Annotated in this window: 17 protein-coding genes and 2 pseudogenes; 8 read left to right on the forward strand and 11 right to left on the reverse strand. The window is 45.3% G+C overall.

What is annotated here, in order from left to right:
• Positions 1-403 precede the first annotated feature (403 nt).
• The 4 genes and pseudogenes from GW12_RS01945 (at position 404) to GW12_RS01960 (ending at position 3,509) form a co-directional block, all read left to right on the forward strand.
• Positions 404-1,198: a ScpA family protein gene (locus tag GW12_RS01945; protein ID WP_034582723.1), complete on the forward strand. Its 795-nt coding sequence runs from the start codon at positions 404-406 to the stop codon at positions 1,196-1,198.
• Complete coding sequence (scpB, locus tag GW12_RS01950) at positions 1,195-1,785, forward strand: SMC-Scp complex subunit ScpB (RefSeq protein WP_034582725.1); 591 nt, start codon at positions 1,195-1,197, stop codon at positions 1,783-1,785. Before GW12_RS01945 ends, scpB begins: the two co-directional genes overlap by 4 nt.
• 41 nt (positions 1,786-1,826) lie before the next feature.
• Positions 1,827-2,729 (forward strand): annotated as a pseudogene (gene rluB / locus GW12_RS01955) (23S rRNA pseudouridine(2605) synthase RluB); the annotation flags it as partial.
• Positions 2,730-2,975: 246 nt separating this feature from the next.
• Positions 2,976-3,509, forward strand: coding sequence for a hypothetical protein (locus GW12_RS01960; protein WP_034582728.1), 534 nt, complete (start codon positions 2,976-2,978; stop codon positions 3,507-3,509).
• Between the two features lie 51 nt (positions 3,510-3,560).
• Here GW12_RS01960 and bfr read toward each other — a convergent pair whose 3' ends face one another.
• Positions 3,561-4,025, reverse strand: a complete 465-nt coding sequence (gene bfr / locus GW12_RS01965) for a bacterioferritin (RefSeq protein ID WP_034582731.1) — start codon at positions 4,023-4,025, stop codon at positions 3,561-3,563.
• A gap of 343 nt (positions 4,026-4,368) precedes the next feature.
• Between bfr and GW12_RS01970 the strand changes: the two genes are divergently transcribed.
• On the forward strand, positions 4,369-5,436 hold the full coding sequence (locus GW12_RS01970) for an aldehyde reductase (protein WP_034582733.1): 1,068 nt from the start codon (positions 4,369-4,371) through the stop codon (positions 5,434-5,436).
• 120 nt (positions 5,437-5,556) lie between these two features.
• On the opposite strand, the gene rlmF is transcribed toward GW12_RS01970, so the two are convergent.
• The 6 genes from rlmF to GW12_RS02000 form a co-directional block, all read right to left on the reverse strand.
• Entirely contained in the window at positions 5,557-6,531 is a 975-nt protein-coding gene (gene rlmF / locus GW12_RS01975) for a 23S rRNA (adenine(1618)-N(6))-methyltransferase RlmF (protein ID WP_034582736.1), read from the reverse strand.
• A 220-nt stretch (positions 6,532-6,751) separates the two neighbouring features.
• Positions 6,752-8,791 carry an NAD-dependent DNA ligase LigA gene (gene ligA / locus GW12_RS01980; RefSeq protein WP_034582738.1) on the reverse strand — a complete coding sequence of 680 codons (2,040 nt, stop codon included), beginning with the start codon at positions 8,789-8,791 and terminating at the stop codon, positions 6,752-6,754.
• Positions 8,792-8,885: 94 nt separating this feature from the next.
• Positions 8,886-9,851, reverse strand: coding sequence for a cell division protein ZipA C-terminal FtsZ-binding domain-containing protein (locus tag GW12_RS01985; RefSeq protein ID WP_034582741.1), 966 nt, complete (start codon positions 9,849-9,851; stop codon positions 8,886-8,888).
• 3 nt (positions 9,852-9,854) lie between these two features.
• The gene (gene smc, locus GW12_RS01990; protein WP_034582743.1) at positions 9,855-13,307 is read right to left on the reverse strand and encodes a chromosome segregation protein SMC; all 3,453 of its coding nucleotides are present in this window, start codon (positions 13,305-13,307) and stop codon (positions 9,855-9,857) included.
• An 11-nt stretch (positions 13,308-13,318) separates the two neighbouring features.
• Positions 13,319-14,014: a GntR family transcriptional regulator gene (locus GW12_RS01995; protein WP_034582744.1), complete on the reverse strand. Its 696-nt coding sequence runs from the start codon at positions 14,012-14,014 to the stop codon at positions 13,319-13,321.
• 266 nt (positions 14,015-14,280) lie between these two features.
• Positions 14,281-15,090, reverse strand: coding sequence for a sulfite exporter TauE/SafE family protein (locus GW12_RS02000; RefSeq protein ID WP_034582746.1), 810 nt, complete (start codon positions 15,088-15,090; stop codon positions 14,281-14,283).
• 27 nt (positions 15,091-15,117) lie between these two features.
• Between GW12_RS02000 and GW12_RS02005 the strand changes: the two genes are divergently transcribed.
• Entirely contained in the window at positions 15,118-15,873 is a 756-nt protein-coding gene (locus GW12_RS02005) for a biotin--[acetyl-CoA-carboxylase] ligase (protein WP_034582749.1), read from the forward strand.
• 14 nt (positions 15,874-15,887) lie between these two features.
• Positions 15,888-16,634 (forward strand): type III pantothenate kinase, encoded by a 747-nt coding sequence (locus GW12_RS02010; protein WP_034582751.1) that lies wholly within the window; start codon positions 15,888-15,890, stop codon positions 16,632-16,634.
• Here the strand turns inward: GW12_RS02010 and GW12_RS02015 are convergent.
• The 3 genes from GW12_RS02015 to ffh all read right to left on the reverse strand — a co-directional run bounded on the left by GW12_RS02015 (position 16,582) and on the right by ffh (position 19,445).
• Complete coding sequence (locus GW12_RS02015) at positions 16,582-17,190, reverse strand: alpha/beta hydrolase (protein ID WP_034582754.1); 609 nt, start codon at positions 17,188-17,190, stop codon at positions 16,582-16,584. The genes GW12_RS02010 and GW12_RS02015 overlap by 53 nt on opposite strands.
• 138 nt (positions 17,191-17,328) lie before the next feature.
• Positions 17,329-17,898: an alpha/beta hydrolase gene (locus GW12_RS02020; protein ID WP_034582756.1), complete on the reverse strand. Its 570-nt coding sequence runs from the start codon at positions 17,896-17,898 to the stop codon at positions 17,329-17,331.
• A gap of 143 nt (positions 17,899-18,041) precedes the next feature.
• Positions 18,042-19,445, reverse strand: a complete 1,404-nt coding sequence (gene ffh / locus GW12_RS02025) for a signal recognition particle protein (protein WP_034582758.1) — start codon at positions 19,443-19,445, stop codon at positions 18,042-18,044.
• A 126-nt stretch (positions 19,446-19,571) separates the two neighbouring features.
• Between ffh and GW12_RS02030 the strand changes: the two genes are divergently transcribed.
• Positions 19,572-20,378: an inner membrane protein YpjD gene (locus tag GW12_RS02030; RefSeq protein ID WP_034582759.1), complete on the forward strand. Its 807-nt coding sequence runs from the start codon at positions 19,572-19,574 to the stop codon at positions 20,376-20,378.
• Positions 20,379-20,442: 64 nt separating this feature from the next.
• On the opposite strand, the pseudogene GW12_RS02035 reads toward GW12_RS02030, so the two are convergent.
• Positions 20,443-20,822: pseudogene (locus tag GW12_RS02035) on the reverse strand (class I SAM-dependent methyltransferase); the annotation flags it as partial.

Consider the following 20,822-nt stretch of genomic DNA (forward strand, 5'->3'; position numbering starts at 1 on the left):
TAATTTTTTTAATCTTGTAGTGACTTAATTTACTGTTTTCTATCATGATTCTAGACTAACATAATCATTTTGCTAGTCTAGAGCCTTTTAAAAAATAATTTTATTCTTTGGGTGAAGATTATCGACTCAAAATATTGATTAAGTCGTTTAAATACTTACCAACTCATACTTACATTCAAAATGAACCATCCTAAATAAAAGACCATTTTTATTTCTCGTGATCAAAAAATAGAAAGACCCGATCAAATCAGCACTTTTTTTGTATTTGCGGGCGGCAATAATTTATTTAGCGACAAAATTCAAGTACACTAGGCTTAACTTTTTACATGCTTTTTCTTTCGATGCGAGATCGAAGAATCAGCCCTTTCATGCCTTTGAAAATTCGCGTGGCTAACAACTGTATATGAATCAAAGCATCCACAATACGATGGAAACTACTCCGCACATCCGTGTTCTGGATGAATGGCAGGAGACGATTCCTGAGGATCTTTATATTCCACCCTCAGCATTTGAAATCCTGCTAGAGCATTTCGAAGGCCCGCTCGACTTTTTAATTTACCTGATCCAGAAAAACGGTTTTGACCTGTTGCAGGTCGATATTGCCCCGATTGCAGCCCAGTATCTCTCTTATATGGATGCCATGAAATCGCTGAATATCGAACTGACAGCCGACTATATGGTGATGGCGGCGTTACTCGCGGATCTAAAATCCCGTTTATTATTACCAAAACCAAAATCAACTTCTCCAACAGAACAAGACCCGAAAAAAGAACTGATCGACCGTCTGGAAAATTATTTACGCATTAAACAGGCCGCAGAACGTCTTGGCAAAATGGACGTTCTGGAACGGGATACTTTTGAGACCAATGTTCACCTAGGCGATTTTATCCAGCCAAATGAAGGTCACAGTGCCGATCTGCTGCGCGATGCCCTGCTGTGTATCTTTAACCGTCCTGAACCAGTCATTCACCAGGTTCAGCAGGAACCGGTATTGCTCGAAGAACGGATCGCCTATATTGAAAGCCGTCTGGACAGTGGTGAAGTGCTGTCATTTGCCGAATTATTAAAACCTAGCCAAGGCCGTATGGGCATGGTAGTCACCTTTATGGCGGTTCTGGAGCTGACCCGCCAGCAGAAAATTCAGATTATTGCTACAGGTATTGAAGCCCCGCTCGCAATTCAAGGAGCACATGCATGACGATTGACCAGAGTTCAGTCTTCACCGCGGAAGACAATTTGCATGAAATTTTAATGCAGTTGGAAGCCATCATTTTTGCGAGTGATTCCCCGGTTTCACTGGCGCGACTGAAAGAAGCCTTTCAGGATCGCTATACAAAGCAGGAACTGAAACAATATCTGCAGCAACTGTCCATGCTGATGCATGGCAGATCGATTGAACTAATTGAAACTGCTCAAGGTTTCCGTTTTCAAGTCCGTGCAAAGTATCGTAATATTATTGCTCAGACATGGCCCGAGCGACCAGCGCGCTTATCGCCTTCATTGCTTGAAACCCTGGCTGTGATTGCCTATCACCAACCGGTGACCCGGGCAGATATAGAACAAATTCGTGGTGTTACAAATAATAGTCAGATTTTGCGTACGCTATTTGACTGGAACTGGATCAAGGAATCCGGTTTTCGTGAACTCCCGGGACGACCTGCGTTGTTAGTGACAACGCCACAATTTTTAAATGCGTTTGGCTTAACCAGTTTAGGCCAATTGCCTCCCCTGCAGGATGCCAAGGAAGCTTTTATGGCCCTCGATGCACATGCACCGAAGTCATAAATAGGTGAACTGTTGATAATTAATTCTAAGGTTATGCTGTCATGAGTGAAAAATTGCAAAAGGTGCTTGCACGTGTTGGTTTGGGTTCTCGCCGTTATATGGAAGAAGTCATTGCCGCTGGTCGTGTAAGTGTGAATGGGCAAATTGCCCAAGTGGGTGAGCGTATCGAACCAGGTGATGAGCTTCGCATCGATGGTCGTAAGGTACAATTCCAGATTGAGGATGAAATCCGTCGTCGCGTACTGATTTACTACAAACCGGAAGGCGAAATCTGTTCACGTAACGACCCTGAACAACGTCCAACTGTATTCGACAACCTGCCTGTGCTGGCAAATGACCGCTGGGTAATGGTGGGTCGTCTGGATATCAACTCCACTGGTCTTCTGCTTTTCACAAATGACGGTGAACTGGCCAACCGCTTAATGCACCCTTCTAATGAAATCGAACGTGAATATGCAGTTCGTGTCATGGGTGAAGTGACACCTGAGCTAAAAAATAACATGCTCAATGGCGTGGTGTTAGATGACGGCCCAGCAAAATTCGAATCATTCTCTGAACTCGGTGGTGACGGGATCAACCGTTGGTATCAAGTTGTCGTGAAAGAAGGTCGTAACCGTGAGGTTCGTCGTATCTTTGAATCTCAAGGTCTGAAAGTAAGCCGTCTGCTGCGTACCCGTTACGGCACCGTGATCCTGCCACGTGAACTGCGTACTGGTCGCTGGATGGAACTGGATAAACAAGACATCGATAACCTGGCAAAATCAGTTGAGCTGAAACCACGCCAAGGTACTGGTCTGTACGGTATGGCGAAACGCCGCTCTGAACGTATGCAGGAAAAACCAATGGCAGCACGTCGTGGTGGTTTCCTCCGTCAGCAGCGCCGTGACAATGACGAGCCAAATAATTCTAGTCGTGATCAACGTCGTGAAGGCGGTTTTGGTCGTCGTGATCAAGGTCCACAATTTGGCCGTCGAGAAAACCAGAATGGCACCCAGTTTGCCCGTCGTGACAACCGTCAGGATCAAGGTTTTGGCCGTCGTGAAGAACGTGATGAAAATGCACCACGTCGTCCGTATGGTTTTAACAAGGGCTTTAACAAATTTTAATAGCCTTTAAAGACAGATTAAAATAGAGTCACTTCGGTGGCTCTTTTTTTACCATTTATTTTAAAAATAAAAATGACGACAAAAATGACAAAACATTATTACACACAGGCTATGAACCATCCTTATCCTTTATTTTTTATGGCGCATACCCTGTTTCTGTTCTTTCTATTCCATTATTCAGTTTGGCAAAGAGAGGATCCAAACCGTAGTTCACTTCCCTTCTCCGAGATACAATTTTTTCAGGATTTCTTTACCCAAACTTTATATTATCTCGATCCATTCATCACCAGCGTGATTCTATTGCTAGCTTTCTGGGTTCTGTGTTCGAACATTATTGAATCCAAACGCATGCTATATATTTCTGATGAACACATTTCATGGATGATTTTTGGTTATCGCTATAAAACTGTTGTACGATGCCAGTATATTCAGAAAATTCAATATATTGAAATCCCACCTAAAGATAAAAATCAAACCGTGTTATTACGCTTTAAAACTCCCGATAATGAATACGACCTCAAACTAAGTTTATTTGATGAGACCACTAAACAATCAATCCTAGAACAATTATCCAAATACGAACCAAACTTATTTGGCAATCGCATGTCAAAATCCTAGATGATATAAAAAAATCCCGCACAAGGCGGGATGAGAAGCTAAGTTTCAATCTTACATCTGCGATTGAATATAGTTTTGCAAACCGATCAGCTCAATCAAGCGTAACTGTTTTTCTAACCAGTAAGTATGGTCTTCTTCCGTATCTGACATTTGTTGACGCAGCATGTCACGGGTTACGTAGTCACCCTTCTCTTCACACAGTTTTACGCCTGCAGCAAGTTTCTGACGAACTTCATATTCCAGTTTCAGGTCAGCTTTCAGACAGCTCACCACATCTTCACCGATTTCGATATCGTCACGCTGCATGTTTGGGGTACCTTCCAAGAACAGCACACGGCGAATGATCGCATCTGCATGCTGGGCTTCTTCCTGCATTTCGTGATCAATACGTTCAAAGATTTTGGTCAAGCCCCAATCTTCATACATACGTGAGTGGATCAGGTACTGGTCGCGAGCAGCCAGTTCGCCACCGATCAACATATTTAAATAATCTACGACTTCTGGATTACCACGCATTTTTATAACTCCATACCTTTATGGACTTATTATGGAGAAAAGCATCCAGATTTGCAAAATAAAATTTTCGTAAATATATGATTTTTAAATAATTAAAATGAGAAGTACTTTCATTTACAGTTTGCATGACTTTAAATCCTATTTATAAAACAAGGCGTTGCAAATTTCATTCGGAAGCAGCTGGCCAATCTGCAGCAAAATTTCCGAATGTTAAATTTTGTAAGATCTGTGACCGATTCGACTTTTCATTGCTGAATATTTCTAAAAATTCCGACGTCTTAGTCCTTTAAATGCTATTGTTTCTTACACTTAGCATAGAAAACACTATAACAATCGGGTAATTATGACGACTTCAGAATCACAGTCACCTGTACTGGTCACAGGCGCATCCGGCTATATTGCTAGCTGGGTAATTGAAAAATTGCTTAAACTGGGTCATACCGTACATGCCACCGTCCGTAATTTGAATAAAACCAGTAGTTATCAGCATTTACAAAAAATTGCCGCGGCCAGTCCCGGCGAACTGAAACTGTTCCAGGCCAATCTGCTAGAAGCATCTTCCTTTGATGAAGCCATGCAGGGCTGCGAAATCGTGTTCCATATGGCCTCGCCTTTTGTAGTAACCAATTACAAGGATGCCGTCAAAGACATCATTGAGCCAGCCGTATTTGGCACTGAAAATGTCTTGGCCAGTGCCAATAAAACTGAATCCGTGAAACGTGTGGTTCTGACTTCGAGTATTGCCGCGACCTATGGCGATGCGATCGATATCAAACAAACAGAAAACAACTGTTTTGATGAATCCCATTGGAACACCACCAGCTCTGAATCGCATCAATCCTACCCCTATTCCAAAGTCGCTGCGGAACGTAAAGCCTGGCAAATGGCGGAAGCACAAAATCGATGGGAGCTGGTCTGTATTAATCCTGCTCTGGTGTTTGGTAAATCCTTAACACCCAATACTCAATCTGGCAGCGTTGAAGTATTACAACAATTTGCTAATGGCATGACCTTACTCGGCGTTCCTCCAATGTGGAACGGGGTGGTAGATGTGCAGGATGTAGCAGAAGCCCATATTCGTGCCGCCTTTAATCCGGATGCCCATGGCCGTTATATCATCTGTGCTGAAACCATGAGTTTACTGGAAATGGGCAAAATCCTGCGTGAAGCCTTTGGTTCAAAATTCCCATTTCCTCGCAACCAGTTACCCAAAGCAGCCTTTAAACTTTTTGGCCCATTTGCCGGATTTAGCCGCGAGTTTGTGGAAAAGAATATGGGGATTCCAATCTATTTTAATGCCCAGAAAAGTAAAGATGAACTAGGGATGGAGTATCGCCCAGTGAAGGAAAGCCTAGTTGAGCACTTCCAGCAACTACTGGATGATGGTGTAGTGAAAAAATATATTCCTTAATTGTACTAGCTCAAACCTGATCTGGCAGTTACCGATTTTTTATTGTGTCTGTCAGATTAAATTTGAGCTACTACACCGACTTATGCGCCCACAGGCTCACTATCCCTGCCTAAAAACAAGCTAAGCAGAAGTCCAACGCGCATTTTTCCACGCTTGCTGTTGCTTTGCATCTAGAAAAGTCCAAGCCACAAAACGACTCTCTTTTTGCCCCTGCGTCATTTTAATGGTTTTTACATCCACTGCACCGCACTTACGCAAGGTATTTAACAGCATAGGCAATGTGGTTTTCTTAGAAACCAGTGTACTAAACCAAAGACATTGCTCAGCAAACTGTGTGCTCTCTTGTACCATCTGGCAAACAAAGCGTTCTTCTCCACCCTCACACCACAGCTCGTTCTTTTGTCCGCCAAAGTTTAACACCCCTTTAGACTGATCAACCAGTTTGCCAAGTTTGCGTAATTTTTGCGTTGCTGTGGCATTTGCTTCATCTTGCGAAGCATGAAATGGTGGGTTACACAGCGTTAAATCAAAACGATCTGAAGGTTTAATCACACCTTTGAAGATATTGCTTGGTGTCTTTTGCAATCGAATCTGAACCCCCTTCCTGAGATTTGGATTTGCCTCCACAATAAATTGAGCACTTTTAACCGATGCCGAATGAATGTCTGAGCCGACAAATTTCCAACCATAACTACGATGCCCAATGATCGGATAAATACAGTTTGCGCCCACCCCAATATCTAACACCTGAACTGCACGCCCTGTTGGAATCTGGCCGTTATTATCGTCACTTAACAGGTCAGCCAAATAGTGAATATAGTCGGCTCTACCCGGAATAGGTGGACAAAGATAATCTTGAGGAATATCCCAATATTGAATGCCATAAAAATGCTTCAGCAATGCTTTATTGAGCATTTTCACAGCCAATGGATCAGAAAAATTGACTGAAAGATCGTTGTATTGATTTAGGCTGATAAAAGGTGCAAGTTCCGGACAACTCTTGATTAACTGAGGAAAATTATAACGACTGCGATGCAGATTTCGTGCATGTAATTGCGATTTTTGTTGCGGAAAAGATTTCTTTGCTTGCGCCATGTGTATGCCAATAAATCAAAGGGAGAACAGAATCGATAAGGCAGGATCTATACCTGCAAATGAATCGATATTGTACGTGAATCCAACTCACATTGCCGACCCTGTCCTTGTATCTGTCTATCCTACACCTCTCTTATTCACCTATAGTTTTGAATTGGAAATAAAAAAGACACCTAAGATTCCTCATCCTCGGTGTCTTTTTCAGTCATTTTTAGAAAGATCAGCCTTCGATTTGACCATGTTCTTTCATGAGCGCAATAAACTGTTCTTCATTGATCACAGGTACACCGAGTTTTTCTGCTTTATCGAGCTTAGAGCCAGCTTTTTCACCTGCAACGACACATTTGGTCTTGCTAGAGACACTGCCACTGACACGTGCACCCAAGGCTTGCAGTAATTGCGTCGCGTCATCACGCCCCATAGAACTTAAAGTGCCTGTCACCACCCAGCTTTCGCCATTCAGTGGTTGGCGCGTTGGTGCAATTGGCGCATCCCAATGAATGCCGGCAGCCAATAAGCGATCCAGTACTTCCAGGTTATGTGGTGCCTGGAAGAAATCGACAATCCATTCTGCAGTGATGTCACCCACATCTGGGGTTTTCTTGAGTGCTTCCACATCAGCATTGCGTAAAGTCTCCAGAGTCTGGAAAGTATTTGCCAGCATACGGGCTGTAGTTTCCCCAACACCACGAATACCCAGTGCATAGATGAACGCTGCCAGTGTGGTTTTCTTACTGTTCTCAATCGCATCCAGCAGGTTCTGAACCGATTTTTCACCCATTTTTTCAATCTGTAGCAACTGTTCACGATGCTCATGCAGATGATAAATATCCGCGACATCTCTCAACAGATTCAGGTGCAACAGCGATTCCACCCAGCGATCGCCCAAACCTTCAATATCCATGGCTTTGCGCGATACAAAGTGGCGAATGGTCTCGATGCGCTGCGCGGCACAATATAGCTCACCAGAACAACGAGCCAGTGCTTCACCTTCGGGCATTACCACCGGAGAACCACAGACTGGACAGGTAGCTGGCAACTGTACTTCTACTGCATCAACAGGGCGAAATTCCGGCCAGACCTTTTCTACTTTCGGAATTACGTCACCACTACGGTATACGCTGACGGTATCACCAATGCGTACATCCAGACGGTGAATTTCACCAATATTGTGTAAGGTCACATTGGAAACCGTTACCCCACCGACTGCGACCGGATTGAGACGCGCTACTGGAGTTAAGGTTCCGGTACGGCCGACCTGCCAGTCAATATTTTCTACTGTAGTTAAGGCAGCCACTGCCGGGAATTTATAGGCAGTCGCCCAACGAGGTTCACGGCTCAGGAAGCCCAGCTGTTTCTGCTGTTTCAGGTCATTAACCTTGATCACCATCCCGTCGATTTCTACGCTCAGGTTTGGACGTTCTTCAATGATCTGCTTATAGAACTGCTGTACATCTTCAATATTGTCACAGACAAAATGACGTTCACCTACTGCAAAACCAAAGTGTTCCAACCATTCCAGACTCTCAGACATGGTACTCAGACCATGATGCGGCACACATTGGGCAATGCCATAGGCATAGAAAGCCAACGGGCGTGATGCAGCAATATTTGGATCGAGCTGACGCAAACTGCCTGCAGCTGCATTACGAGGATTAGCAAAGGTCTTTTCACCTTTAGCCAGATTCTCGGCGTTCAGCTTTTCAAAACCAGACTTTGGGATCAGTACTTCACCACGGACTTCCAGCAGATCTGGGACTTTGCACTTTCCATCACATAATACTTTTGGCAGGTTACGAATAGTTTTGACATTCTGAGTAATATCTTCACCAGTTTCTCCATCACCACGGGTTACGCCACGGACTAGCACACCATTTTCATACCACAGGGAAATCGCCAGACCGTCAAATTTCAGCTCGACATCATATTCAATTTTCTGGTTTGGCAGACGCTCTTCAATACGGCGGGCAAAGGCAAACAGTTCTTCTTTGTTAAATACGTTGCCCAAAGACAGCATCGGCACGGCATGGGTTACGGTAACAAATTTCGAAAGCGGCTGACCACCGACACGATTGGTTGGCGTATCTGGTTGAACCAGTGCTGGATATTGTTGTTCTAAAGCTTTGAGCTGATGAAAGAGCTGATCGTATTCACTGTCCTCAATCGTAGGCTGATCCATCACATAATAGGCATGGTTATGCTGGGCAATCAGTTGAATCAGCTGGCGCATTTGCGCAACGACAGTGGCTTCCTGTGTCATAGTTTCACCATAAAAAAGGGCGGAAAACCCGCCCTGTATATTCTTCAGTTTTGGCTATTATAAAAATCGAAATGTCCAGTTTCAATACAGAAACTTAGACTTCAGCAGGTTGTCCTGCACGGTAATCAATCGCCTGATGGCGCCAGAATTCACGCAGTTGTGGGGTGAATTCCTGCTGGTTCTGGTCATAGACAATACCATCAATTTCACGGGCAATTAAACGTGAAATGCTGTCCATGGTGTCAAAAGCATTTTGTACATCGCTATGTGGCAATGCCAGGAAGAATGCCAGACCTTTAACTTCTTCAGTCGAAAGTGTTTCCAGATCAAAACCTTCCATGCCGGTATCGGTAATTTGCAGAACCGAGAACAGCAGCTTAGAACCGTCTTCACTATAACGGTGGAAACATGCTAGCTCGCCATAACGCAGACCGTATTTCAGCAACACTTTCAGCGTTTTCTCCCCAGACAGTGCACGACCTTGCGGGAATACGCTCAGGGAAATAATGCTTTCAGCATTCGCCAGTGCACATTCATCATCGACCACTTTCTGTTCATGCAGATGCGCATCCAGAATACTGCTTTCATCATCAAATTCAGAAATTTCAGCTTTTTCAATATTGCTGTTCAGGCTGAATTCAGCAGCTGTGGCTTCAGGTTCTGTAACAGATGCTTCTTCTTTTTTCGCTTCAGCTACTGGTGCGGTTTCTTCAGCTTTAGCTACTTCTGGTTCAGCTTCATCAATGACTGGCGTATCCAGTGGGCTTACAGCCTTAGGCGCTTCTTTGGCAGGTTCAGCTTTGACCGCCTCTTGCTGTTCAGTCGCATTTTCCACAATTTCAGTATTTAAGCTTGGCTCAACACGTGCAGCCTCTGCTTCCTGCTTGGCCAGTTGTGCACGTACATGACGCGGAATCACTGGTATCTGGCTGTCTGGATCAATATGTAGCTCTGAATCCAGTGAGGGTACTGCATCAGCAGGTTTTTTCATGATCATTCGAATGCCCAGGAGCATGATCACGACTGCGACAACAATCCCGATAATAGTAGTGATTTCCATTTTTTATGCCTCCGCCGCTAAGCCGTATTCTTCTGCCTGTTCCAAATTCACTGTAACCAGTTTAGAGGTGCCCGGTTCAGGCATGGTCACACCCAAGAGATCTGTTGCCATCATCATTGCAAGCTTATTATGTGTGATGTAAATAAATTGCACTTGTTCTGAAAGCTCTTTGACTAAATTACAAAAACGTCCCACGTTCGCATCATCCAACGGCGCATCGACTTCATCGAGCACACAGAAAGGCGCAGGGTTAAGACGGAAAATCGCAAACACCAGAGCCAGTGCGGTTAATGCTTTTTCACCACCGGACAATAAAGCCAATGAACTGTTACGTTTACCCGGTGGTCGTGCCATCAGTTTTACACCTGATTGCCATCCATCTTCAAGACTTAAACTCGCTTCACCACCATTAAATATTTTCGGGAACAGGTTCTGCAGTTCTGCATTGACCTGATCGAAGGTGGTCATGAACAGTTTGCGGGTTTCCTGGTCGATGCTCTTCATCGCCGCCTGCAACTGTTCAACGGTTTTTTCCAAGTCCTGAATCTGATGGCTCAGCTCATTATAGCGTGCTGAAACCTCTTCATATTCTTCAGATGCTGCAAGATTCACCGCTCCGAGCTTGTCGAACTGTGATTGGGCTTTCTCCAGCTTGGATTGATGCGATTTCACCTCAATGTTCAGGCCAGTAATCACTTCACTATTCAATTCTTTAAGTTGCTCAGAATAATGTTGCAGGTCAGATTTAGCTGCCTGCCAGGCCAGTCGTTTCAATTCCAGCTCATTACGCAGTTTTTCATCCTGCTGCTGGAACTGGTGGCGCTGTTCAGTCAGTTGCTGCTGTTTGCTTTGTACCTGATTCAGCTCCACCTGCCATTCTGACCAGGTTTTCTGCAGCTTCGCGGTCAATTCAGCCTGCTGCTGGTACTGACTTTCTAGATACGGCAATTCCAGCTGTACCGGATCAATAAATTTCTTGGCCTGATCGATTTGGCTAATAATCTGTTGATATTGCTCTTTTAAGAATACCCGGTCTTTTTCCAGCAATTCGACCTGTTGTTTGGATTGCACTGACTGGCGACGGGTAATTTCCAGTTCCTGCTGGGCATGCTGAGTTTGCTGCTGGCTATCTTCCAATTGTGCAGTCAGCTCATCTAACTGGAATTGCAAGGTTTTATAGTTTGGTAGAGCCTGTTCCAGTTTAAGATTCAGTGCATGCAGATCAATTTCCAGATCATCTTTCTGCATCGCATCTTCTTCTAGCTGTTCATCCAGTTGCTGAAGCTGATTTTGTAATTGCTGCTTTTGTACAGCAAAAGCCTGTGCTGCACTTTGAACTTTGGCAATATTCAGATCCAGCTGTTGCAGCTGTTTTTGTGCCTGTTGCTGCTGGCTGGTGATCTGCTGTAGCTGAGTTTGTAGCGCTGTGAGCTGTTCTTTTGATTCAGTAACTTGCTGTTCAACGAGCTGGAATTGTTCTTCCAATTGAATCATTTGCTGCTCGATTTCATCCAAGCGGATCCGGTGACTCAATGCACCCTGTCCAGCTTGGCTTGCTTCATCAAATTCCAGCCCAATCACCCAGTCTGGACCGACATGGTAAGCGTCTAAACTCAGGGTTGATTGACCCGGCTGTAATTGGCTTTGTAGTTGTAGTGCCTGTTGCAAGGTCTCGACTACCGCTACTTGCTGCCAGAGTGAATATTGCGGCTCTTCAATCCAGTCCGCCAAGCACTGTGCCTTGTCCAGCTGGATTTTTACTGTGCTTTGCTGTGCTTTGAGCTGACGGGCCGTATTTTCCAGGAAATTCTCTGAATCTGAGAGCACCTGAGCGGACAGCCATTTCGCCAGGAATTTTTCGATCAGGCTGGCATGCGCTTTGCCCTGATCATTCAGTTTCAGTACATGCATCAGTTGCATAGCATCGGCTTTGGCAGCCGGATTCGCTTTGGCTAACAGCTGGGACAGATTTTTCTTTTCCGCATTCAGCACCTGCAGCTCAGATTTCAGCTGCATCTGCTGTTGCTGCTGTTCATCATGCGTCTGTTTGACCTGTTCCAGCTGCTGGCTCAATTCAGCTCGTTGGCCTTCTAATGAAGTAAGCTGCTGTTCAGCTTCTACTTTTTCCTGCTGGTACTGTTCCAGCTCATCCTGCTGCGCCTGATTCTGGATCTGTGCCGCCTGTTGTTGCAAAGTTTCTTTTTGCTGCTCGATGCGGGCAATATTTTTTGCCAGTTGTTCGCTTTGCGCCAGCATCTGCATCTTGCGCTGCTGTTGCTGTTCAACCTGAGTTTTGACCTGGGCAAACTGCGCTGCCACAGCTGCCTGTTGGTTTTTTAGTTCCTGCAGACCTTGCTGCTGGTTCTGACTGAGGCCTTCCTGTTGTTGTAATTGGGAAGTTTGGTTTTCTAACTGTTCCTGCAGCGTATCCAGCTGCAGTTCAATCAGTTGTAGGCGTTCTTTGGTTTGTACTTTTTGTTGTTCGAGTTGCACCAGACTGGTTGAGTTTTGTTCCAGCAAAGACTGTTTTTGCTTCAGGTTCATTTCCAGTTCAGCCAGCTTTTTCTCAGCCTGCTGCCATTCATTCTGTAATGGCGTAGACTGCTGGATCAGACGCTGGAACAGTTCACTGGTCGCGCCCAGATCATGCTCAACTGTGGTCAACTCAGAACGCACCAGCTTAAAGCTTTCACCAAGGGTGTTCATCTCGACCGTATATTCTTCCTGTAGTCGCTGGCTTTGCTCGCACTGGAATGACAGGATTTCAATTTTCAGGGTACGGATCTGTCCTTCGAGTTCTTTATATTGAATCGCAGTTTCGGACTGGCGTTTTAAGGTTTTGAGCTGGGATTTTAATTCAGAGGCAATATCTTCCAGACGCGACAGATTCTGGGTAGTGTGTTCCAGATGCTGCATAGTTTCGCGACGGCGTGCCTGATAACGTGATACGCCAGCAGCTTCTTCAATATAAACCCGCATTTCTTCTGGCTTGGCATCGACCAGACGGTTAATCATGCCCTGTTCGATAATGGCATAAGAACGTGGCCCCAGACCGGTACCCAGGAAAATATCGGTGATGTCACGACGGCGGCATTTGGTGCCATTCAGGAAATATTCAGACTTGCCATCGCGATTGACCTGACGGCGGACTGCCAGCTCGTTATAAGCATTATAAGCACCGCCGAGTTTGCCGTAGGTATTTTCAAAGCGCAGCTCGACACTGGCCACCCCGACCGGTTTACGTTTTGCAGTACCGGTAAAAATCACGTCCTGCATGCTACCACCACGCAACTGGCGTGCACTGGATTCCCCCATCACCCAACGGATCGCATCGATGACGTTGGATTTCCCACATCCATTCGGTCCTACAACGGCGGTACGGTTATCTTTAAAATGTAAAGTCGTGCTATCGGCAAAAGATTTGAAGCCTGAAAGTTTTAAACTGCTTAAACGCATAATGTCCTGAGTTAACGTCGCGAGCGTCTCGCCCACGCAAGTTCAATTTGTTTCATCCGTGTCAGTGATTCCAACACAAGGTTGCGTAAGTGTCGACAAAAATCTTCCATAAATAAAGTGGCCTGATGTGATTTTCGGCTCAGAATCGCATCAGTCACCAGCTTGAACAGGTCGAAAGAGTCCTGCAGCTCACGCCGGGATATATTCAGGGTCAAAAAATAGCTGCGTCGCAGTGAAGGCAACAGTTCATGGTAATAACGCATCAGATAAGGATTGCCGACCATGTCCTGCTGCTGTGACAGGCCCTGAAAGATCAGATCATAAAACTTTTCGGTATTGCCTTGGCGGGTTTCTGCTTCCAGTTGTTCTAATAATAGCTGAACGCGCTCGGCTTCATGCGGACGCCAGGTTTCTGCCATGCGATGCACGATCTGACCCAGCAGCAGACAGCACATATCAAACAGGGCACGCACCTGCATGGCAGACATTTCCGAGACAATCGCGCCACGACGCGGGTAGATTTCGATGAGTTGGGTTCGTTCCAGCAACAATAAGGCCTCACGCACCGAACCACGACTGACATCCAGTTCTGATGCAATCCTGAGTTCCTGAATCCGCTCGCCTTCTACCAGTTCACCGCGAATGATCTGTTCACCGATATGCTTGGCAATCTGTTCAGACAAGCTTTGCACTTGTTCTTGTTGCATGGCCATCCTGTCTTTATTTTTATTAATGCGGTTGTTGTCATGCTAGATGACTTTTCATTTATTTAACCCATTTTTTACCGAATTGCTTTGACATTGTCAGACAATTTTCCGTCGATAGAGTCAACTTCAACCAATTAAGTCCAGCAATAGCTGAAGCAAAAATCGCTAAGAGCCTGTATCTTTTATTATTCTGATTAAATAATCACTTGATCGGAATCATAAAAAAGAGAGCCTATTTGCTCTCTTTTTTTTAGTTGATAAGTTACTTAGAAAAATGCACTGACACCACGGTATATAAAATAAGTGCCCACTGTCAGCAACAAAGCTGCAAAACATTTTTTCAGCATCACTGGGGAGAGCTTATGTGCGACTTTGGCTCCGAGTTTTGCGGTAAAGAAGCTCATCACACTGATGCCAATAAAGGCATAAATATGGATATACCCAATGGTATTTGCTACCGGTACATCGGATTTTTCACCAAACCAGATAAAACCCAGTGCCCCTGCAATCGCAATTGGTAGACCACAAGCAGAGGACGTCGCCACGGCTTTTTGCATCACCACGCCACAACGGTTTAAGAATGGCACGGTCAGACTACCGCCACCAATGCCAAAGATCGCTGAGGCTACACCAATACCGGCACCGGCAGCCATCTGCACCGGGGTGGATGGCAAAGTACTGACTGGGTCCAGTTTGACATTGGCACGGCTAAACATGCGTGCTGCCACCCATACTGCAAAGAAACCAATCAATAGCTGTAAGCCTTGCCCCGGCAACAGATCCGCAATTCCAGCACCGAGGAAAGAACCGAGTACCAGTCCCGGTGCCAGATTCCGCACCACCGACCAGAGTACAGCCCCTTTCAGGTGATGTGCCATCACCGAACTGATTGAAGTCACGATAATGGTGGCTAGCGACGTACCGACCGCCATATGCATAATCACACTCGGGTCATAATTCAGCTGGGTAAATACAATAAAGAGAATCGGCACAATAATCAGGCCACCACCGACACCAAACAGTCCGGCAGCAAAACCAGCAATTGCACCAATCAATAAATATATGATTAACTCCATAACGATATTTACCACGTTTAAATTCAGATGGATGTAGAAACTCGCGAACTGCAACAACTGCTGGAACAGGCAGGACAACTCCCCGAAGTCTTGTTACTCAAACCGGTCACCACCTCGACCAATGACGATGTACGCGACTTGGCACAAAAAGGTGTACAGCAGGTTTTGGTCAGTAGCCGCGCGCAAACCCAGGGTCGTGGCCAGCGCCAACGCCAATGGATTTCACCGGAAGGCAACATCTATTTAAGCACATTGCTGAATACAGAGATACCGATTGATGGCCGCCTGGCTTTAGAGGTCGCACTCAATATTTTGCAAATGCCAAGTCTACAAGGTCTTGATCTGCAAATAAAATGGCCAAATGATTTATATAGCCATAACGCCAAATGGGGTGGCATTCTGGTCGAGCCGATTTCAGCCTATCAGGCAGTGGTGGGTGTAGGGATTAATTTGGCACCAATTGAAGCCGAACAATTAGAACATGCCACCACTTCCCTGTCTGAACTGGGACTAACCGCTGTCACCCGTAATCAGCTGATTGCCGAACTGTATCTGGCGATCCAGCAAGCTGGACGATGGTTCAGTCATGGCTCGCATAATCTGGCAGCACGCTTTAACCATCATGCGGCTTTTTTACAGCAATTAGTTGAATTTACGGATCTTGAGGGTCAATATACAGGCACTTTTGCTGGCATTCAGGAAGACGGCGCCGTGCTGATCCAGACCGATGCTGGCGTACAAAGCTTCTATCAGGGACAGTTACGTTTAAAGACAGGCAGTTGATCAGGTAAATCTCAATGAAAAAATTATGGCTGGACATTGGCAACACGCGGCTAAAATACTGGATTACTGAAAATGACCAGATCATTGAACATGCTGCAGAACTGCATCTACAATCCCCGGCTGATTTGCTGCTCGGTCTGATTCAGCATTTTCAAGGCATGGGAATACAGCAGATTGGCGTATCTTCGGTGCAGGATAAAAAGAGCAACGAACGTATCCAGAAAATTCTAAAACGACTGAATGTTCCAGTGATTTTTGCCAAAGTACAGGCCGAATATGCTGGACTGCTCTGCGGTTATGATGATCCCTCCCAGCTCGGGATTGACCGCTGGCTGCAAGTTCTCGCGGTCGCACAGTCCAATGAACAAAATTATTGCGTCATTAGTTGTGGTACAGCTCTAACGATTGACCTATCACAAGGTAAAAAGCATCTTGGCGGTTTTATTTTGCCGAACCTATACCTGCAACGTGATTCCCTGATCCAGAACACAAAAGGGATTAAAATTCCTGATGCTGCTTTTGAAGAACTGAGCCCAGGGCGTAATACCATTGATGCGGTACATCACGGTATTCTACTCGGTCTGCTCAGCACCATTGAAAAAGTACTGGGTGAATTCCCAGCACAACTGATCCTCACTGGTGGCGATGCGCCGCTGTTTGCCCAGCACCTGCAAACCTACCAGCCGGTTATTGAATCGGATCTGTTACTTAAAGGTTTGCAGCACTTTGTAGCCCATTTAGACCATACAGCCGCTGGATAACCTCCAGTAGCTGCGGGAAGTCGGCATAGCCATCGGTTTTTTCAAAATGCCCGGCTTCACGGATTTCAAAAATCTGTGCTTTGAGATGATGCGCCAACTGAAGTGACATCACGGCAGGTACATCTGGATCATTGCTGGAAATAAACATCACACTGTGCTTAAAGCTTCGGGTTAAGGTATTAAAGTCCAGTTTGACGCTACGCACCAGATCATTCAATTCTGACCAGCCCACCAAGGGTTGATCAAAACCAGCGACTAGAATCACCCCACGAATAGCCCGATGATGGTTCTGATAATACTGTTCTACGAATTTTAAAACGCTAAGACAGCTCAGGCCATGCGCTACCAGAATGGTTTCTGCATCCAATTTCGGAATCTGCACTTCCAGGCTTTGCTGCCAATCCTGCATTTTCGGTTCTAAAGGATTAGCCAGCATAATGCGTTTGGCCTGAATCCCCAGTTGCTTGACCTGCCGGCTCAACCAAGGATACCAATGATCATTGGAAGTCGACTGGTAGTCGTGAACAATAAAAACATTCCCTGCTTGCGTGGTCATCTTGCTCTACTTTTTATACTTGTCGTTAAAATTTCGTTTAACTGATTTTTAACCATTTTTCTAAAATCATTCAAGTCAATTTGTTCCAAAATACAGGTCATTTTATCAATGGTTATGGGCTGATTTTGACAAATGAACTTAGGACTCTCGGATCAGATAGGGTTCAATCACCTGCCAGACTTCAGGCAATTCGGTACAGCCCTGTGAATCGATAAAATGACCAAAATGTTCTGCCTGAATCACTTTGGCATCTAAACTTTTGGCTTGTTCCAGACTGAATTTCGGTGCGACCCTGTCGTCCCCTTCCGAATAGATCACCACCCGTTCTTCGATCTGCTGTTTGAGCAAATCAAAATCAATCCGTGCCGCATCAATAAAAGGATAAACCTCTTCTAATCGTCCTAGTCGCCCATTGAAACCGGCAACCAGTACCAACTGTTTGATTTTTTGCTGCTGCAATTTTTCTGACAGGTAATGTAAGGCAGCAACTGTTCCCAAACTATGTGCGATCACAATACTGTTTTCATCCAAACCCTCAATCTGTTGCTGCATCTGCTGTTGCCAGGTTTCAAGTCGAGGCTTGGTAGATGGATCTAGTCTTAATACTTTAAGACTTACACCTTCCTCTTTGGCTTTTTGCTGAATCCACGGATACCAGTTCTCTTCCGGACTCGCGGTATAACCATGTACCACAATCACCTGTGTCATCTTATACTCCTGTCTTTTTTATTGTGTTAAGAGTCTGCCTGAGTCAGGAAAGCGATTGCGTAAGTAAATGTAGGTTTTGCTTAAACTAAATTTTGGACAAATAAAAAAAGGCGCTTGATGCGCCTTTTTTTAAGATCCAAAAATTATTTTGGATCTTTATTGCCGAATAATGGGCCCATGCCACCACCGCCAAATTGTTTCTGCAGATTGCCCAATGATCGCATCATTTTTGCCATACCGGATGGATTGGCAAATTTCTTCATCATTTTCGCCATCTGTGCATGCTGCTTGATCAGCTTGTTCACTTCAGCAACATCCATACCACAACCGGCAGCAATACGTTTCTTACGGCTTGGGTTCATCAAATCAGGATTACGACGCTCTTTCACCGTCATGGACTGGATGATCGCTTCCATTTTCTTGATCTGTTTTTCAGGATTCGCCTGCGCAATGGCATCCTGAATACCCGAGTTGCTCATGCCTGGCAGCTTGTCCAAGAAGCCCATCATGCCGCCCATCTTGTTCATCTGCTCAAACTGCATCAGCATATCTTCAAAGTTGAAGCTGCCGCCTTTCTGCAGTTTTTTCGCCATTTTTTCGGCTTTTTCTTTGTCGATCTTGCGTTCAACTTCTTCGACCAGAGAAAGCACGTCACCCATGCCGAGAATACGTTGAGCCACACGTTCCGGATGGAAGGGTTCCAGCGCATCCAGCTTTTCACCCATACCCAGGAACTTGATCGGCTTGCCGGTAATGGCACGTACAGACAGCGCCGCACCACCACGTGCATCACCATCGGTCTTGGTCAGGATCACACCAGTCAATGGCAGGGCATCGTTGAAAGCTTTCGCAGTATTCGCAGCATCCTGACCGGTCATGGCATCAACCACGAACAGGGTTTCGGTCGGATTAATCGCTGCATGCAGCTCTTTAATCTCGTCCATCATCTCGTCATCGACATGCAGACGACCTGCGGTATCGACAATCAGCACATCAGCGAACTGGATTTTGGCCTGTTCAATCGCGCGATTAGCAATGTCAATTGGACGTTCATTGGCATTCGATTCAAAGAAAATCGCACCCACTTCGCCAGCAACGGTTTGCAGCTGCTTGATCGCTGCTGGACGGTAAACGTCGGCAGACACCATCGCCACTTTTTTCTTTTGGCGTTCTTGCAGGAAACGTGCAAGTTTTGCCGCAGTGGTGGTTTTACCCGCACCCTGCAAACCTGCCAGTAAAACGACTACAGGTGGCTTGGCCTGAAGATCTAGGCTTTCATTCGCCGCCCCCATCATCTTGGTCAGTTCGTCGTAAACGATCTTGACGAAGGCCTGTCCTGGTGACAGCTGAGACATCACTTCCTGGCCTAATGCTTCTTCCTTAACTTTCGCGATAAATTCACGAGTTACAGGTAACGCAACATCGGCTTCAAGAAGTGCCATACGTACTTCACGTAACGTATCTTTAATATTGTCTTCGGTTAGCTGCCCTGAGCCAGTAACATTTCTTAAACTCTGCGTGAGTCGTTCTGTTAAGGTATCAAACATTGCAAAATCCGCTTAAAATAGCCAGTAGCAAAAAATTGTTTCTTAAAATAGAAAATTTATGCATAGAATGCTATAGGATACTGTAGTTCGCATCGAATTTATATAACACCCTTAAAAAGGTTTAACATGCTTAGCCTACCTCTGGTTTATACAATCCTGGCATTAATCGCTTATACCGCCTCATTTTGGTATTTGTTTATCCATTTAATGTCCAAGCGTACACCAAATCAGTGGTTCGTGGGGATTACCGCATCCTTAGGTTTGCTGTTACACGCTATCGTGCTGTACGGCGATATGCGTACCCCGATGGGGATGAATTACGATGTCTTTGTATTGGTTTCTTTTACTTCAGGACTGATGCTGCTACTGAGCCTGGCCTATAGTACCTACCGCCCCATTTTGCCCTTAAACCTGATTGGTATTCCGGTTGCCGCGACGGGCCTGATTCTCGGTTTTGCCTTTACCCCGCAAGCCAAAATTATTGTCCAGAACTCTTTAGGTCTAGATATTCATATCATTCTGTCACTTTCGGCTTATGCAGTATTGCTAATGGCGACCATTCAGGCGGTAATTCTTCGCTTCCAGGACCGTGAACTCAAAAAGAAGCAGAAACGCCTGTGGGTGAATCTGCTGCCTTCCTACCAGGATATGGAATCGCTGCTGTTCGATATGCTGGTGACCGGCTTCGTCTTACTGACAATCGCACTCGGTTTCGGTTTCTTTACCATTGATGATTTCTTTGGTCAGCATCTCGCGCATAAAACCGCATTTAGTATTATTTCCTGGTTGGTGTATGGCGCGCTGCTCATAGGTCACTGGAAATTTGGCTGGCGTGGACAGAAAGCGGTACGTTTTACCTTAATCGGTTTTGGCCTGTTGGCACTTGGTTTTATAGGTTCCAAATTTGTACTGGAAATGCTGATTAATAAATAAGTGCTCTTCCAAAATAATTTTTTAAAAGCTCAGATTTCTCTGGGCTTTTTTATTTTTCCTACTATTACTGCACATTCACCCTCCCTACCCGTACCGTTAGCGGCCAACTAATGATTCTCGGTAATTCTGGATCTTCCCATTCCGGTAATAAAGCATCTGCCAGTACATTCAGTGGATTATGGCCCAAAGCCTTAGTTGCCATCTTCACCGCTGACCAGGTACTCATATAACCAATCAGCTGGTAAAAGTTCCACTCGACTTGCAATACAGGCGGCTGAATAGGAATTTCCTGAAATGGAAATGGTAAGTTTTTATAACCTTCATCCACATGATGACGTTCAGGCGGCCAATATGGTCCAATCGTGACTTCGTAAAAGTGTTTGAAATAATGATCCAGATGTTCTTCATCGACACTGAATACGCCTTGACATCCTCTCCGACCTA

The organism is Acinetobacter sp. HR7 (genome assembly GCF_000773685.1).
Lineage (GTDB): Bacteria > Pseudomonadota > Gammaproteobacteria > Pseudomonadales > Moraxellaceae > Acinetobacter > Acinetobacter thermotolerans.